The organism is Stenotrophomonas sp. TWI809 (genome assembly GCF_039673205.1).
Lineage (GTDB): Bacteria > Pseudomonadota > Gammaproteobacteria > Xanthomonadales > Xanthomonadaceae > Stenotrophomonas.
This window is the reverse complement of record NZ_JBDJLE010000001.1, coordinates 134,527-147,687: the sequence shown is the minus strand read 5'-3', so window position 1 is coordinate 147,687 and position 13,161 is coordinate 134,527. Positions and strand designations below refer to the sequence as shown.

The window sequence follows — 13,161 nt, the reverse complement described above, 5'->3', positions numbered from 1 at the left end:
GCAGGCGTGCAGGGCGATACGGTGGCCACGCGGTTGTCCCGCACGTGTCCCGGGTCAGCGGCTGACGCTGTCGGCGGCATCGAACGCCGCGTCGAACAGGCGTTGCACGGGCGGGCCCATCTCACCGGCCAGCACGGTCAGCAGGAACAGCCCCAACAGCAGCGCGACCGGCAGGCCGAGCTGGATCGGGTTCAACGCGGGCGCCGCACGGGCCAGTACGCCGAAGGCCAGGTTGATCGCCAGCATCGCCACGGTCAGCGGCAGCGCCAGCGTGAGCGCGCCGCGGAACACCTGCAGCAGGAACGTCGGCGCGATGCTCAGGAATGCCTGGGGGTCGGGCAGCGAGGTGCCGATCGGCAGGGCCTTGTAGCTGTCCATCAGCAATGAGATCAGGGCCAGGTGACCATTGGCGGTAAAGAAGAGCAGGCCGAACAGCAGATAGAACCACTGCCCGATCACGCCGGAACTGCCGCCACGCAGCGGGTCGCTCATCTGCGCGAAGGCCAGGCCGGTACCCTGCGCGACCAGCTCGCCGGCCATCGCGCCGGCTTCGAAGACCAGCCTCAGCAGGAAGCCGATCGATACCCCGATCGCCAGTTCGCGGGCAATGGTCAGCACCGTGGCCGCATCGAAGCCGGTCCATTCCGGCACCGGCGGCAGCATCGGCGACAGCGCGATCGCCAATGCGCCGGCAAGCAGCACGCGGATCCGTGACGGCACCGCGCGTGTACCGATCAGCGGCATGGCCATCAGCATCGCGCCGATCCGCAGCATGGTCCACAGGATCGTGCCGATCATGCCGAAGGCCTGCAGGCCATCGGCGGCCATCTGGGTCGCGGAATCCACGGCGGCTGCCTCAGCCGATCAGATGGGGAATGCGCTGGAACAGCAGCGTGGTGTACTCGACCAGGTGGCCGATCAGCAGGCTGCCCAGCGCGAACAACACCACGGTCAACGCCGCGGCCTTGGCGACGAAGGCGATGGTGGGTTCGTTGAGCTGGGTCGCGGCCTGGACCACGCCGACCACCACGCCGACGATCAGCACGGTGAGCAGCAGCGGGCCGGCAACCCACAACACGGTGATCAGGCCACCACGCAGTTCGGTCAGGGCAAGTTCGGGCGTCATGTCAGTCTCGGGTCCGTTTCGATCAACAGGGTGGGGCGGTCAGACCGCATTGAAGCTGGCGGCCAACGTGCCCACCACCAGAACCCAGCCATCCACCAGCACGAACAACAGGATCTTGAACGGGGCGGAGACCAGCATCGGCGAGAGCATCATCATGCCCATCGACATCAATACGCTGGCCACGACCAGATCGATGATCACGAAGGGAATGAAGATCAGGAAGCCGATTTCGAAGGCGGTCTTGAGCTCGCTGGTAACGAACGAGGCGACCAGGATCGGGAACGGGATGGCATCCGGGCTGTCGTAGGTGCCGTGGCCGGCCATGCCGGCAAAGGTCATCAGATCGGTCTCGCGGATCTGCGCCAGCATGAAGGCGCGCAGCGGCTGGGTGGTCAGGGTCCAGGCCGTCTGGAAATCGATCTCGCCGTTGAGGTAGGGCGCCATGCCGCTGCCCCACGCCTTCTGCCACACCGGCAGCATCACCATCGCGGTGAGGAACAGCGCCAGGCCGAGCAGCACCTGGTTGGACGGGGTCTGGCCGGTGCCGAGCGCCTGGCGCAGCAGGCCCAGCACGATGATGATGCGGGTGAAGGCGGTCAGCACCAGCAGCATCGACGGGATCAGGGTGATCGCCGTCATCAGCAGCAGGGTCTGCAGCGGCAGGCTCACCGGCTGGCCGCCGATCTTGCCGACATTCACGTCCGGCAGCGCCGGTACGCCCGGCACGCCGGGCGCAGCCCAGGCCAGGGCCGGCAGCGCGCACAGCAGGGCGGTCAGCAACAGCGGCAGGTAACGGGTCCAGGAGGTACGGGGGCCACGCATGTTCAGGGTTCCTTGCGCAGCCGCTGTTGCAGCAGCTGGGCGAAATTCGGGAGTTGTTTGAAATCGGGAAGGCGCGCCGGCGCCGGCGGCGGCAGGGGGTCGGGAAGCTGATGCAGCGTATTGATGCCGCCGGCCGTGACGCCCAGCAGCAGCTGGGTGCCATTGACCTCGACCACCACCACGCGCTCCTTGGCGCCGACAGTGAGGCTGGCGACCACGCGCAGCCCCTCGGCCGGGCGGAAGCCGCTGCCGGGCATGCGCTTGAGCAGCCAGCCCAGGCCGACGATCAGTGCCAGCACGCCCAGCAACGCCAGCACCGCACCGAACATGCCCGGTGCGGCGGCGGCATGCTGGCCGACCTTTACGGTCGAGGCGCCGGCCGCGACCAGCAGCCCGGCACTCAACGCAGTCTCCGGATCCGTTCGCTCGGGCTGACCACGTCGGTCAGGCGCACGCCGAAGCGGTCGTTGATCACCACCACTTCGCCATGGGCGATCAGGGTGCCGTTGACGAACACGTCCAGCGATTCGCCAGCGCCGCGTTCCAGTTCCACCACCGAGCCCTGGTTGAGCTGCAGCAGGTTGCGGATCGGCAGGCGCGCGCGGCCGACTTCCAGCGACAGGGTCACCGGTACATCCAGGATCACATCCAGGTTGAGCTCGTCGCCGACCGTGGTGTCGTCCGACTGCAGCTGGGTGAACTGTGCCGGTGCCGGCGCGTTGGATTCGATATCGTTCATTGCGGGTCTTCCTGCAGTACGGGAACGCGTGGGCGGATGCCCGGGGGATGGGTGGCGGTGATCTTCACCGCGTTGAAACCGTTGGCGACGCCGAACTCGCCGGTGAACACCGGCACGTTTTCCACGCACACCGGCACCTGCTTGGGCAGCTCGATCGGCAGCACATCGCCGATCTTCAGCTTGGTCAGGTCGCGCAGGCTCATGCGCTTGGTGGCCAGTACGCTGGAGAGCGTGACCTCGGCGATGTTGAGCTGCTCGCGCAGCATCACGCCCCAGCTGGCATCGCGGTCGTTGCGGTCGCTCTGGATGCCCGCGTCAAGCAGCTCGCGGATGGGCTCGAGCATCGAGTAGGGCAGGGTGACGTGGATGTCGCCGCCACCGCCGTCAAGCTCGACATGCAGGCGGCAGACCACCACGTACTCGCGCGGCGTCACGATGTTGGCGAAGTGCGGATTGATCTCGGAGTTGATGTACTCCAGCTCCACATCCATCACCGGCGCCCAGGCTTCCTGCAGATCAGCGAAGGTCTGCTTGAGCAGCAAGTGGATCACGCGCATCTCGGTGGCGGTGAACTCGCGCCCTTCGATACGGGTCGGGTAGCGCCCATCACCGCCGAAGAAGTTGTCCACGATCGCGAACACCAGCGTCGGCTCGAACACGATCAGCCCGGTCCCGCGCAGCGGCTTGAAGCGGATGAGGTTGAGGTTGGTCGGCACGTACAGCGAGTGCATGTAGTCATTGAACTTGATCAGCTCGATGCCACGCACGGAGAGTTCGGCCGAGCGGCGGATCAGGTTGAACAGGCCGATGCGCCACAGGCGCGCGAAGCGCTCGTTGACCATTTCCAGGGTCGGCATGCGGCCGCGGATGATGCGGTCCTGACTGGCGAAATCGTACGAGCGCGCCTCGCCGGGCGTGGGCGCATCGAGGTCGGTCTCAACCGCACCGGAGTCCACGCCATGCAGCAGGGCATCGATCTCGTCCTGGGAAAGCAGGTCATTCATGGTCGCCCTTACTGGGTCACGAAACTGGTGAACAGCAATTCGTCGGCACCGGGCTTGCCGGTCTCGGCCTTGAGCAGCTTCTGCACTTCAGCCAGTGAACTGGCCTGCAGGCGCTCTTTGCCGGCGCGGTCGGCGATGTCGCTCGGCTCGACCTGGGAGAACAGCATCAGCAGCTTGGCGCGGATGGCCGGCGCATGCAGCTTGATCGCCTCCATCGCGGCCGGGTCGCGGCTCATCAGCTGCACTTCGACCTGCAGGTAGCGCGGGCCGTCGAAGCTGCTGTTGAGGTTGACCACGAACGGCGGCTCAAGGCCGAAGTACTGCGCCGGGGCAGGCACCGCGGATTTGCTGGCGGCCGGCTTGGCGGCCTTGTCATCATGCTTGGACTGGGTGAAGTACCAGACCCCGCCACCGGCGGCGCCAGCGGCGAGCACCGCGACCAGGGCGGTGACCAGGAGCGGACTGCGCGGCTTGGCGGTCTTGTCCTTCTCGGCGGATTTCTTGGTTTTATCGGCGGCTGCGGCCACGAGGGGAAGCTCCAGAGGATTGCTTCCTGCCTACATGCAAAGGCCGTGCCTGAATGCTGAAGACGACGTGTCGGCTTTCTGGCGGCGCGGTGGAGCCCGCGCCGCCGCGTGCGATCACGCGTAGGCGTCGACCAGGCCGCGCTGGCGGATCAACTGCGAGGGCGACAGCGTGGTGTCGGCCAGCGCCGGTTCTCCGTCCTCGCCATTCATTCCGCCGCGGCCATCGCCTCGTCCGCCATCGGGCGCGGTCTGCTGGTGGCCTACATCGGCGTTGCCAAGCTGGAAGCCCTGCTCGCCAAGCAGGTCGCGCAGGCGCGGCAGGCTGCTTTCCAGTGCATGGCGCACGTCGGCGTGGGCGCTGGTGAAGCTCGCATGGACCTTGTCGCCGTCCAGTTGCAGGCGCACCTCGATCGGACCGAGGTCGTTCGGGGTGATCTTGATGTGGGCGTGGCCGATCTTCTGGTCCGCCAGCCAACCGACGCGCGCGCCGACGGCATCGTCGAACTCCTCACCCCCCAGATGCGGGGTGGCGGTAGGCGAGCCGGTGAACAGGCTGGCCACCGTCGGCTTGGCCTCGGTCATGCCCTGCAGTGCATGCAGCAGCGGGCTGGCGGGGGCGTCGGGGCCGTCGTTGGTGGCCGCGGTCAAGGCGTCCGTGAAGGTTTTGAGCAGCAAGGCATCGTCGGCCGGCGCAGCCTCGGCAGCCAAGGCGGGCAGGGCGATGCTGCCGTCGGTGGATGGCGCGGCAGCCAGCACCGGCGGGGTCGCGTTGGCGTCCGGGGCTGCGGTGGCCACGGCCGGCAGGGCCGCATTGGCGCCCGCGGCGGCGCCGGTCGCCACGGGTGTGACGGGCGTGGGCGCCGGTACCGGCAGGCCGTTCAATGCCAGCCCGGCCAGCCCCAGCGGGGGCCATGCGGCCTCGGTGTCGTCGGCCGGTTCGGCGGCCGGCTTCTCCGCCGTGGCCGGTGCCGTGGCAGCGGTATCGGGGGGGGCGACCGTGTCGTCTGCCTTCCTGGCGCAGGGCCTGGCGGGGCGTGTCGCGGCGTCCTTGTCCTGGCTGGCGGTGCCGGTCGTGGCGCTCTTGCCTGCGTCGCGGCTGCTGCCGGCGTTGCGCGGCGTGTCGTTGCGGGGCGCCTCGCGACCTGGCTTGAGCAGCGCGTCAAAGTCCCGACGGTCGGTGCCGCGGGTGCTGTCCGCGCGGGGGCTGGACGAGGTGCCGCCCGCATTCTGCGCGGAGGCGGCGCCGCCGAGCAGGCCGGAAGGCATCACGGGCTGCCTCCGTTCTCGCCTTCTTCGCGCTGCGCCTGGCGCGAACGGCGGGCGCCGAGATCGTCCATCTCGCGCTGGTCGCGGCGGTCGGTGACCACCTTTTCCTGCGCGCGGTAGCTGGCGGCGAGCTGTTCCAGCACCTGCTTGTCACGGCTGGCCAGCAACAGGCGGGCGCGCTCGGCGTCCACCTTCTCGCGGTTGTTGTCCACGGTCTGGCGCTGCTGGGCGACCGCACTGTCCAGGCGATCCAGAAAGGCGCGGCGGTTCATCAGCTGGGCCGGGCTGGTGGCCGACATCTGGGCACCGGCGTATTCCTCGGCGTAACGGCGCAGCTCATCCAGGCGCGACACATGCGTGTCGAGCGCACGCTGGCGCTCGGCCAGGTCGCGGGCGACCTCGTCTTCGTGGTCCTGGGCTCGTTTCAGCAAGGGGTCGAAGCGCTTGGATTGGATCATGGCTTAACTCTCTGGTTCCACCAGCCGCTTGAGGGCGGCCTGACTGTGCGGCAGGTCGGCGGCTTTGCCGACGTCCTGGCCGAGGAATTCAACAATGTCCGACCAGCGCTCCAGCGCTTCGTCGGTCGCCGGATCGTTGCCGCGCTGATACGCGCCGATCGCGATCAGGTCGCGGTTGGACGAATAGGCCGAGACCAGCCGCTTGAGCTTGCGGATGCGCAGGCGCCACGGTTCGTCGGCAATTTCCGTGACCACGCGGCTGACCGAGGATTCCACGTCGATGGCCGGGTACAGGCCGCTGTCGGCGACGCGGCGCGAGAGCAGGATGTGGCCGTCAAGAATCGCGCGTGCGGCATCGGCGATCGGATCCTGCGGATCATCGCCTTCGGTCAGCACGGTGTAGAACGCGGTGATCGAGCCGCGGCCCTTGGCGCCATTGCCCGCGCGTTCAACCAGTGCGGGCAGCTTGGCGAATACGGAGGGCGGATAGCCGCGGGTGGTCGGCGGCTCACCGACGGACAGGCCGATCTCGCGCTGGGCCTGGGCGAAGCGGGTCAGCGAGTCCATGAGCAACAGCACGTTCAACCCCTGGTCGCGGAACCACTCGGCGATCGCGGTGGCGCGGTAGGCACCGTGCAGGCGGGCCAGCGGCGGGCGGTCGGCCGGGGCCGCCACCACCACGGCGCGGCGCAGGCCTTCTTCGCCCAACGTGCTTTCCACGAAATCGCGGACCTCGCGGCCACGTTCGCCGATCAGGCCCACCACGATGACATCGGCGGCGGTGTAGCGGGTCATCATGCCCAGCAGGGTCGATTTACCGACACCGGAGCCTGCGAACAGGCCGACACGCTGGCCGCGACCGATCGGCAACAAGGCGTTGATCGCGCGTACGCCCACGTCCAGCGGCTGGGTGATCGGCTCACGCGAGAGCGGGTTGATCGAGACGCCGGCCATGCCGACGGTGCCTTCGGCGCGGATCGGGCCCTTGCCATCCAGCGGCACCCCGTCGCTGTCGATCACGCGGCCGAGCAGGCCTTCGCCCACTTCCACGCCGCCCCGGCCGAGCGAGGGCACGACCCGCGCGTTGGGCAGCAGGCCGTGCAGTTCGGCGCTGGGCATCAGGTAGGTGCGTTCACCGGCGAAGCCGACGACTTCGGCATCGACCCAGCCGCCATCGGCAACTTCCACCTTGCAGCTGGCACCCATCGGTGCCTCGCAGCCGACCGCCTCCAGGGTCAGGCCGACTGCGCGGCGCAGCACGCCCTCGCGGATCAGGCCACGGCCGTGCGCGGTATCCGGGCGGATGTTGTCCAGCCGCGAGGCCAGCCGCAGGTTGCGGGCGGCGGTCCAGTCGGCGGGCGGGGGCAGGGTCTCGGTGTTCATGGGGTGGTTCCGGCTTTGCGGATGACCGCATCCAGGGCGCCGCGCAGGCGTGCATCCAGCGTGCCGTCGATGCGCACGGCTTCGGCGTGTACGCGCAGGTCGCCGCGGCTCAGGCTCAGGTCCGGGGTGAGGCGTTGGTTCGGGGCCAGGTTGAGCACCGGGGCCAGCGCGGCGATGTCGTCCGGGTGCAGGCGCACTTCCACATCGCGGCTCGCGCCGCCGACGGCATCCACCGCTTCGTTGACCAGCTGCGCCAGCAGTTCCGGCTCGGCTTCATAGGCCCGCCCGACCAGGTTGCCGGCCACGCGCACTGCCAGCTCGCCCAGCGCGGCGACCACTTCGTTCTCCAGCCGCACCAGCGGCCGGCTGAAGTTGTCCAGGATGCCTTCGATCTGTGCGATCAGGCGGCGTACCTCGGCCTGGCCCTGGGCCAGCCCTTCGGCGTGGCCCTGATCGAAGCCGTCCTTCTCGGCACTGTCCTGGATGGCCTGGATCTCCTCCAGGGTGGGGAGCTGCAGCAGCGGCTCCGGCTCGTGGTCCGGATCGGGTTCGGTGAGCTCGAACTGTTCGTCCGGTGGCGGCTCGGGCACCGCCAGCAGATCCGGGGCAAGCCAGCGCACGGCATTGTTCACAGCATGGCCTCCGCGTTGCCACCAATGGTGACCGTGCCTTCATCGGCCATGCGCTTGACGATGGCCAGGATCTCGCGCTGCGCCACTTCCACATCCGACAGGCGCACCGGGCCTCGGGCTTCCATGTCTTCAAGCAGGATTTCAGCGGCACGCTGGGACATGTTGCGGGTGATCTTGTCGCGCACCTTGATATCGGCGCCGCGCAGGGCCAGGCCGAGGCGCTCGCCGCTGACTTCGCGCAGCACCAGCTGCAGTTCGCGGTCGTCCAGGTCCACCAGATCGTCGAACACGAACATCAGGTCCTGGATGCGGCCGCTCAGCGGTGCATCGATGCGGGCGATCTCGCCCAGGATCGCCTGGTCCTGCCCGCTGTCCATGAAGTTCAGGATGTTGGCCGCGCACTGCACGCCGCCCACGTTGGACGACTTCAGGTTCTGGTTGCCGGCGAACTGGCGTTCCATGATCTCGTTGAGTTCATTGAGCGCGTTCGGCGGAATGCCATCCAGCGTGGCGATACGCAGCAGTACGTCCACGCGGGTGCGTTCGGGCAGCAGCTTGAGCGCGTCGGCGGCCTGGTCGGTTTCCAGGTGGGCCATCACGATGGCGATGATCTGCGGGTGCTCGTTGCGGACCAGGTCTGCGACGGCACGCGGATCCATCCACTTCAGCGCGTCCAGGCCGGTGGTGTTGCGCCCCAGCAGGATGCGGTCGATCAGGCTGCCGGCTTTTTCGGTGCCCAGCGCCTGCACCAGCATGTTGCGGATGTAGTCGTCCGAGCCCACGCCGAGCGAGGTCTTGGAGCCCAGCTCGCTGCCGAACTGGTCCATGACCCGCTCGACCTGCTCGCGGGTGATGTCGGTCATGGTCGCCATCGCGATGCCGATCTTCTGGACTTCCTTGGGCTCCATGTGGCGCAGCACTTCGGCCGCGTCCAGTTCACCCAGCGAGAGCAGCAGGACGGCAGCGCGCTGAACGCCGGTCAGCGGGGGAGGTGCATCAATCATTGGCCACCCAGCCCTTGACCACCTGGGCCACGCGCTTGGAATCGGTCTTTACAGCTTCACGCGCCATGCGCAGTCGTTCCTCGTAAGAGTCCACCGGCAGCGCCAGCGGTTCATGTCCGGCCGCGTGCAGGCGCTCGCTGCCGATCGCCGGCAGCCCTTCGCCATCGTCGACCAGCTGCACATCGGCACGGTGGGGTTCCAGCTCGTCATCCTTGGGCTTGGTCTGGCCGGTGATCGAGCGCAGCGCCGGGCGCAGCACGCCGAACACCAGGGCCAGCACCACGATCGCACCGAGCAGCAGACGCAGTGCGTCCTGTACCTGCGGCAGCTCCCACCACTTCGGCCCTTCGACCGGGGTGACCTCACGCACGAACGGGGCATTCATCACCGAGACCGTGTCGCCACGCTCGGCATCGAAGCCGACCGCCTGCTTGACCAGCGCTTCAACGCGGGTCAGTTCGGCCGCGGAGAGGGCCTGGTCGGTCATCTTGCCGTTGGCACCGGCGCGCGGCACGTTGTCCACCAGCACCGCCACCGAGACGCGCTTGATGCGACCGGCCGGTTGGCGGGTGTGCTGCAGGGTGCGGTCCAGCTCGTAGTTGCGGGTGGCGTTCTTGGAGGTTTCCGTCGGTGCCTGCGCGGTGGCCGGGGCGGCCGCCGGGCCGGGCGGGGTGTTGCTGGCGGCGCCGGGCACGCCCTGCGGGCCGGGCACGTTGCTGCTGTTTTCGCTCATCTGCTCGCTGCGCAGCTTCTGCGGCTCGCCGTTGTAAAGCTCACGGGCTTCTTCGATCACCGAAAAATCCATGTCCACGCTGACTTCCGGGTTGACCCGGCCCGGGCCGGTCATCGGCTCGAGCAGCTCGCGGATGCGCTGGTTGAACGAGGTTTCCTGGCGGCGCACCTGTTCGAACTGCGCGGCGTTCATGGCAGCTTCGCTGTTCGGGTCGGAGACGCTGAGCATGCGCCCGCTCTGGTCGACGACGGTAACGCGCTCGGGCGCCAGGTCCGGGATGCTGGCGGCGACCATGTGCACGATCGCATCGATCTGGCCGCGTTCGAGCTGCTGGCCACCCCGCAGTTCCAGCACCACCGAGGCACTGGCCACGTCGCGCTGGCGGGTGAAGGCGCTGGGTTTGGGGATGGCCAGGTGCACGCGCGAATCACGGACCGGGCGCAGCGTATTGATGGTGCGCGAGAGCTCGGTTTCCAGCGAGTGCTGGTAGCGCGCGTTCTCCATGAACTGGCTGACGCCGAAGCCCGGGTCGCGCTCCATCAGCTCAAAGCCAAGGCGGCCGCTGTCGGTCAGGCCGGAGCCGGCCAGCTTCAGTCGCGCATCGTGCAGGTTCTTTTCCGGCACGGTGATACCGCCGGTGGCGGGATCCAGCTGGAACGGAATCTGTGCCGCGCGCAGCAGGTCGGTGGCCTCGGCCGTGGCCTTCTGGTCCAGCCCGGTGTACAGCGGCACCATGCCCGGCTTCTGCGACCAGAAGAACACGAACAGGCCTGCCGCCACGGCCACGGCGATCATCGCCATCAGGCCAAGCCGACGGGTGATCTGCAGGCTTTGCAGCCGGTCGAACCACTGCCCAGCCTTTTCGGTGTTCAGCGATTCTTTGGAGAGCGACAGGGCCATGCGTTTCTATCCTTACAGCGGCATGTTCATCACGTCCTGATAAGCCTGGACGAGACGGTTACGGACTTCCACGGTGGCGCGGAAGGCGATCTGGGACTGCTGCGAGGCGACCATCACTTTGGCCAGGTCCGCACCGGGTTCACCCAGTTCGAAGGATTTGGCCAAGGCGCCGGATTTCTGCTGCGCATCGTTGACGCCGGCGATGGCGCCGCGCAGCGTTTCGGTAAAGCTCGGGCCCTGGATCTCCTGGGGGGACACCAGACCCTGGATGGCATTGCTGCGCGGCAGCTCCGCCAGCGGGCTGACGGCGGGCTGCCCCATCTGGGTCTGGAAGGTGCGGATCTGAGAAAGGATCGAGGTGACGGAGTGCGACATCTGGAACGTTCCGAAGCAGGGGTGGGTTACACCGGGAGACGTTGCAAGTGCCGTGCCGAAATGGATGAGTGATTCAGTTTTGTAACGGTGGCGCGGGGTTGCGTATTCAGCGGCGCCTGCAGGCGCGGCCGTGATCTTCGTCAGGCGCCGGGGAGTGGCCGGGCGGCGGTGTGACGCGGTGGCGTGCCGGAGAGTCGACGCCGGAAAACCGGCGGAGGGTGCTCTGAGCCTTCGAGGCGGAGACCATTTGACAGATCCACAAAAAAGCCCGGGACAGGCCCGGGCTTCTGGTTTCCACGTGTTGATCGGCTCAGCCAGCCAGTTCGGTCTGGTCGCGTTCGATGCCGTACTTGCGCAGTTTTTCCACCAGGGTGGTGCGGCGCAGGCCGAGCAGCTGGGCGGCGTGGGCGACGACGCCCTGGGTGCGTTCCAGCGCTTCGTTGATCAGGTTCAACTCGATGTTGGCCATGTGGTTGCGCAGGTCCAGGCCGTCGTCGGGCAGGGCCGGGGCGCGGCTGACGGGGCCGTTGCCGTTGTCCAGGGCCGGGGTGCTCTGGGCGCCCGGGGTGTGGAAGGAGAAGCTGCGCAGGTCCAGGCGTTCGTCGGCCACGGCGGCTGGCGCCGCTACGGCCACCGGCGCGGCGGCGGCGAAGTCACCGCGATAACGGGCCGGCAGGTCCTGCACGCGCACGTTGCCACTGGGGTGCAGCACGGCAAGGCGCTCGACCAGGTTGGTCAGCTCGCGCACGTTGCCGGGCCACTCGTACGCGGCCAGGGCCTGCAGCGCTTCGCCGGTGAAACGCACTTCACCACGCCCGGTACGGGCCAGCTGCGCGGCAATGGTGGTGACCAGTGCCGGCAGGTCTTCGCTGCGCTCGCGCAGGGCCGGCACATCGATCGGGAACACGTTGAGGCGATAGAACAGATCCTCGCGGAACTTGCCGTCGGCGATGCGCGATTCGAGATCCCGGTGGGTCGCGGCGATCACGCGCACGTTGCAGCGGATGGTCTGGTTGCCACCGACGCGCTCGAAGCTGCGCTCCTGCAGCACGCGCAGCAGCTTGACCTGCATCGGCAGGCTCATGTCGCCGATTTCATCCAGCAGCAGGGTGCCACCCTCGGCCATTTCAAAGCGGCCCTTGCGGGCGCTCAGTGCGCCGGTGAAGGCGCCTTTTTCGTGACCGAACAATTCGCTTTCCAGCAGGTCGGCCGGAATGGCGCCGCAGTTGATCGCCACGAACGGGCCATCGCGGCGGGGCGAGCGCTGGTGGATCGAGCGCGAGACCACTTCCTTGCCAGTGCCCGATTCGCCCAGCACCAGCACGGTGGTGTCGAACGCGGCGACCTGCTCGATCATCCGGCGCAGCTGGGTGACGGCCGCGCCATCGCCGGTCGGGCCCTGGTCCTGCACGGCGCCGGCCTGGTGCTCGGCATCCAGGCGCTTGAGGCTGGCACGGCGCAGCAGGCCTTCCATCTGCGCGTGGCGCAGCGGCGCTTCCAATGGCCACACATTGGCCTCGTGCAGGCCGAACTGCTGGGCGAATGCGGTGGTGTCGCCGTCGATCAGCATCACCGGCGGGGGCAGGGCACCCTTGCCCAGCCAGGCGAACAGCGCGTCGCTGCGGTCGGAATTGTCCAGCCCCCCGATGATCGCGGCCATCCAGTCGTTCGGGCGGTGGCGGGTGATGTCGAAGTCGTTGGCATCGGCCACCCAGCGCGGGTTGAAGTCCATGAACTCCAGCAGGGCGACGGTGCGCTCGGCGCGGACGGCGTCGTTGTCCAGTACCAGGATGCGGGATTCGCTCATGATCCGTTCCCCTTCAGGCCTTCCAGGATCGGCATCACTTCCTGGATGTAGGACAGCTTGCTGACGAAGTTGTCGGCCCCGGCGCGCAGCGCATGCTCGCGGTGTTCGGCGTCATCGAAGTGGCTGGCGATGACGATGTACGGCGCATCATCCTGGGATTTGATCAGGCGGGTCGCCTGCAGGCCGCCCATCTCCGGCATGGCCAGATCCATCAGCACCACCTTCGGGCGCAGCGACTCGGAGCGTTCGATCGCTTCCAGGCCATTGGCGGCGCTGCCGATCACGTCGAGCCAGTCGACCTTGCGGAAGTGGCGCATGGCGGCATTGATGAAACCTTCGTGGTCGTCGACCAGCAGGACGGTGAGCTTGTTCATGTCTTCCATTT

Annotated in this window: 16 protein-coding genes; all 16 read right to left on the bottom strand. The window is 67.9% G+C overall.

Annotation, left to right across the window (positions count from 1 at the left end; all coding sequences use genetic code 11):
- Positions 1 to 54: 54 nt before the first annotated feature.
- The 16 genes from fliR to ABE472_RS00620 all read right to left on the bottom strand — a co-directional run bounded on the left by fliR (position 55) and on the right by ABE472_RS00620 (position 13,150).
- On the bottom strand, positions 55 to 846 hold the full coding sequence (gene fliR / locus ABE472_RS00695; RefSeq protein ID WP_346462244.1) for a flagellar biosynthetic protein FliR: 792 nt from the start codon (positions 844 to 846) through the stop codon (positions 55 to 57).
- A gap of 10 nt (positions 847 to 856) precedes the next feature.
- Positions 857 to 1,126: a flagellar biosynthetic protein FliQ gene (locus ABE472_RS00690; RefSeq protein WP_019184809.1), complete on the bottom strand. Its 270-nt coding sequence runs from the start codon at positions 1,124 to 1,126 to the stop codon at positions 857 to 859.
- 39 nt (positions 1,127 to 1,165) lie between these two features.
- Positions 1,166 to 1,948, bottom strand: coding sequence for a flagellar type III secretion system pore protein FliP (gene fliP, locus ABE472_RS00685; RefSeq protein ID WP_121036736.1), 783 nt, complete (start codon positions 1,946 to 1,948; stop codon positions 1,166 to 1,168).
- A 2-nt stretch (positions 1,949 to 1,950) separates the two neighbouring features.
- Positions 1,951 to 2,352 carry a flagellar biosynthetic protein FliO gene (fliO, locus tag ABE472_RS00680; RefSeq protein WP_346465037.1) on the bottom strand — a complete coding sequence of 134 codons (402 nt, stop codon included), beginning with the start codon at positions 2,350 to 2,352 and terminating at the stop codon, positions 1,951 to 1,953.
- Positions 2,349 to 2,687, bottom strand: a complete 339-nt coding sequence (gene fliN / locus ABE472_RS00675; RefSeq protein WP_121036738.1) for a flagellar motor switch protein FliN — start codon at positions 2,685 to 2,687, stop codon at positions 2,349 to 2,351. Before fliN ends, fliO begins: the two co-directional genes overlap by 4 nt.
- Entirely contained in the window at positions 2,684 to 3,691 is a 1,008-nt protein-coding gene (gene fliM, locus ABE472_RS00670) for a flagellar motor switch protein FliM (RefSeq protein WP_313211869.1), read from the bottom strand. Before fliM ends, fliN begins: the two co-directional genes overlap by 4 nt.
- 8 nt (positions 3,692 to 3,699) lie before the next feature.
- Positions 3,700 to 4,218, bottom strand: a complete 519-nt coding sequence (locus tag ABE472_RS00665) for a flagellar basal body-associated FliL family protein (protein WP_313211868.1) — start codon at positions 4,216 to 4,218, stop codon at positions 3,700 to 3,702.
- Positions 4,219 to 4,332: 114 nt separating this feature from the next.
- Positions 4,333 to 5,484 (bottom strand): flagellar hook-length control protein FliK, encoded by a 1,152-nt coding sequence (locus tag ABE472_RS00660; protein WP_346462693.1) that lies wholly within the window; start codon positions 5,482 to 5,484, stop codon positions 4,333 to 4,335.
- Positions 5,484 to 5,942 carry a flagellar export protein FliJ gene (gene fliJ / locus ABE472_RS00655; protein WP_070471607.1) on the bottom strand — a complete coding sequence of 153 codons (459 nt, stop codon included), beginning with the start codon at positions 5,940 to 5,942 and terminating at the stop codon, positions 5,484 to 5,486. Before fliJ ends, ABE472_RS00660 begins: the two co-directional genes overlap by 1 nt.
- A 3-nt stretch (positions 5,943 to 5,945) precedes the next feature.
- Positions 5,946 to 7,325, bottom strand: coding sequence for a FliI/YscN family ATPase (locus ABE472_RS00650; RefSeq protein WP_346465035.1), 1,380 nt, complete (start codon positions 7,323 to 7,325; stop codon positions 5,946 to 5,948).
- A complete protein-coding gene (locus tag ABE472_RS00645) occupies positions 7,322 to 7,957 on the bottom strand; it encodes a FliH/SctL family protein (RefSeq protein WP_346465033.1) in 636 nt (211 codons plus the stop codon). The genes ABE472_RS00650 and ABE472_RS00645 overlap by 4 nt, the downstream gene beginning before the upstream one ends.
- Positions 7,954 to 8,940, bottom strand: coding sequence for a flagellar motor switch protein FliG (fliG, locus tag ABE472_RS00640; RefSeq protein WP_026070041.1), 987 nt, complete (start codon positions 8,938 to 8,940; stop codon positions 7,954 to 7,956). Before fliG ends, ABE472_RS00645 begins: the two co-directional genes overlap by 4 nt.
- A gap of 13 nt (positions 8,941 to 8,953) precedes the next feature.
- Positions 8,954 to 10,594, bottom strand: a complete 1,641-nt coding sequence (gene fliF / locus ABE472_RS00635) for a flagellar basal-body MS-ring/collar protein FliF (protein ID WP_346465031.1) — start codon at positions 10,592 to 10,594, stop codon at positions 8,954 to 8,956.
- A gap of 12 nt (positions 10,595 to 10,606) precedes the next feature.
- Positions 10,607 to 10,969: a flagellar hook-basal body complex protein FliE gene (fliE, locus tag ABE472_RS00630; protein WP_346465029.1), complete on the bottom strand. Its 363-nt coding sequence runs from the start codon at positions 10,967 to 10,969 to the stop codon at positions 10,607 to 10,609.
- A 310-nt stretch (positions 10,970 to 11,279) separates the two neighbouring features.
- Positions 11,280 to 12,776 (bottom strand): sigma-54 dependent transcriptional regulator, encoded by a 1,497-nt coding sequence (locus ABE472_RS00625; RefSeq protein WP_346465027.1) that lies wholly within the window; start codon positions 12,774 to 12,776, stop codon positions 11,280 to 11,282.
- Complete coding sequence (locus ABE472_RS00620; protein WP_026070040.1) at positions 12,773 to 13,150, bottom strand: response regulator transcription factor; 378 nt, start codon at positions 13,148 to 13,150, stop codon at positions 12,773 to 12,775. The genes ABE472_RS00625 and ABE472_RS00620 overlap by 4 nt, the downstream gene beginning before the upstream one ends.
- Between the last annotated feature and the right edge of the window lie 11 nt (positions 13,151 to 13,161).

Coding starts and splice junctions, on each gene's coding strand:
- fliM (WP_313211869.1), bottom strand. CDS start 3,691: ATGAATGACCTGCTTTCCCAGGACGAGATCGATGCCCTGCTGCATGGC.
- ABE472_RS00650 (WP_346465035.1), bottom strand. CDS start 7,325: ATGAACACCGAGACCCTGCCCCCGCCCGCCGACTGGACCGCCGCCCGC.
- fliE (WP_346465029.1), bottom strand. CDS start 10,969: ATGTCGCACTCCGTCACCTCGATCCTTTCTCAGATCCGCACCTTCCAG.
- ABE472_RS00620 (WP_026070040.1), bottom strand. CDS start 13,150: ATGAACAAGCTCACCGTCCTGCTGGTCGACGACCACGAAGGTTTCATC.
- fliJ (WP_070471607.1), bottom strand. CDS start 5,942: ATGATCCAATCCAAGCGCTTCGACCCCTTGCTGAAACGAGCCCAGGAC.
- ABE472_RS00625 (WP_346465027.1), bottom strand. CDS start 12,776: ATGAGCGAATCCCGCATCCTGGTACTGGACAACGACGCCGTCCGCGCC.
- ABE472_RS00690 (WP_019184809.1), bottom strand. CDS start 1,126: ATGACGCCCGAACTTGCCCTGACCGAACTGCGTGGTGGCCTGATCACC.
- ABE472_RS00660 (WP_346462693.1), bottom strand. CDS start 5,484: ATGCCTTCCGGCCTGCTCGGCGGCGCCGCCTCCGCGCAGAATGCGGGC.
- fliN (WP_121036738.1), bottom strand. CDS start 2,687: ATGAACGATATCGAATCCAACGCGCCGGCACCGGCACAGTTCACCCAG.
- fliF (WP_346465031.1), bottom strand. CDS start 10,594: ATGGCCCTGTCGCTCTCCAAAGAATCGCTGAACACCGAAAAGGCTGGG.
- fliP (WP_121036736.1), bottom strand. CDS start 1,948: ATGCGTGGCCCCCGTACCTCCTGGACCCGTTACCTGCCGCTGTTGCTG.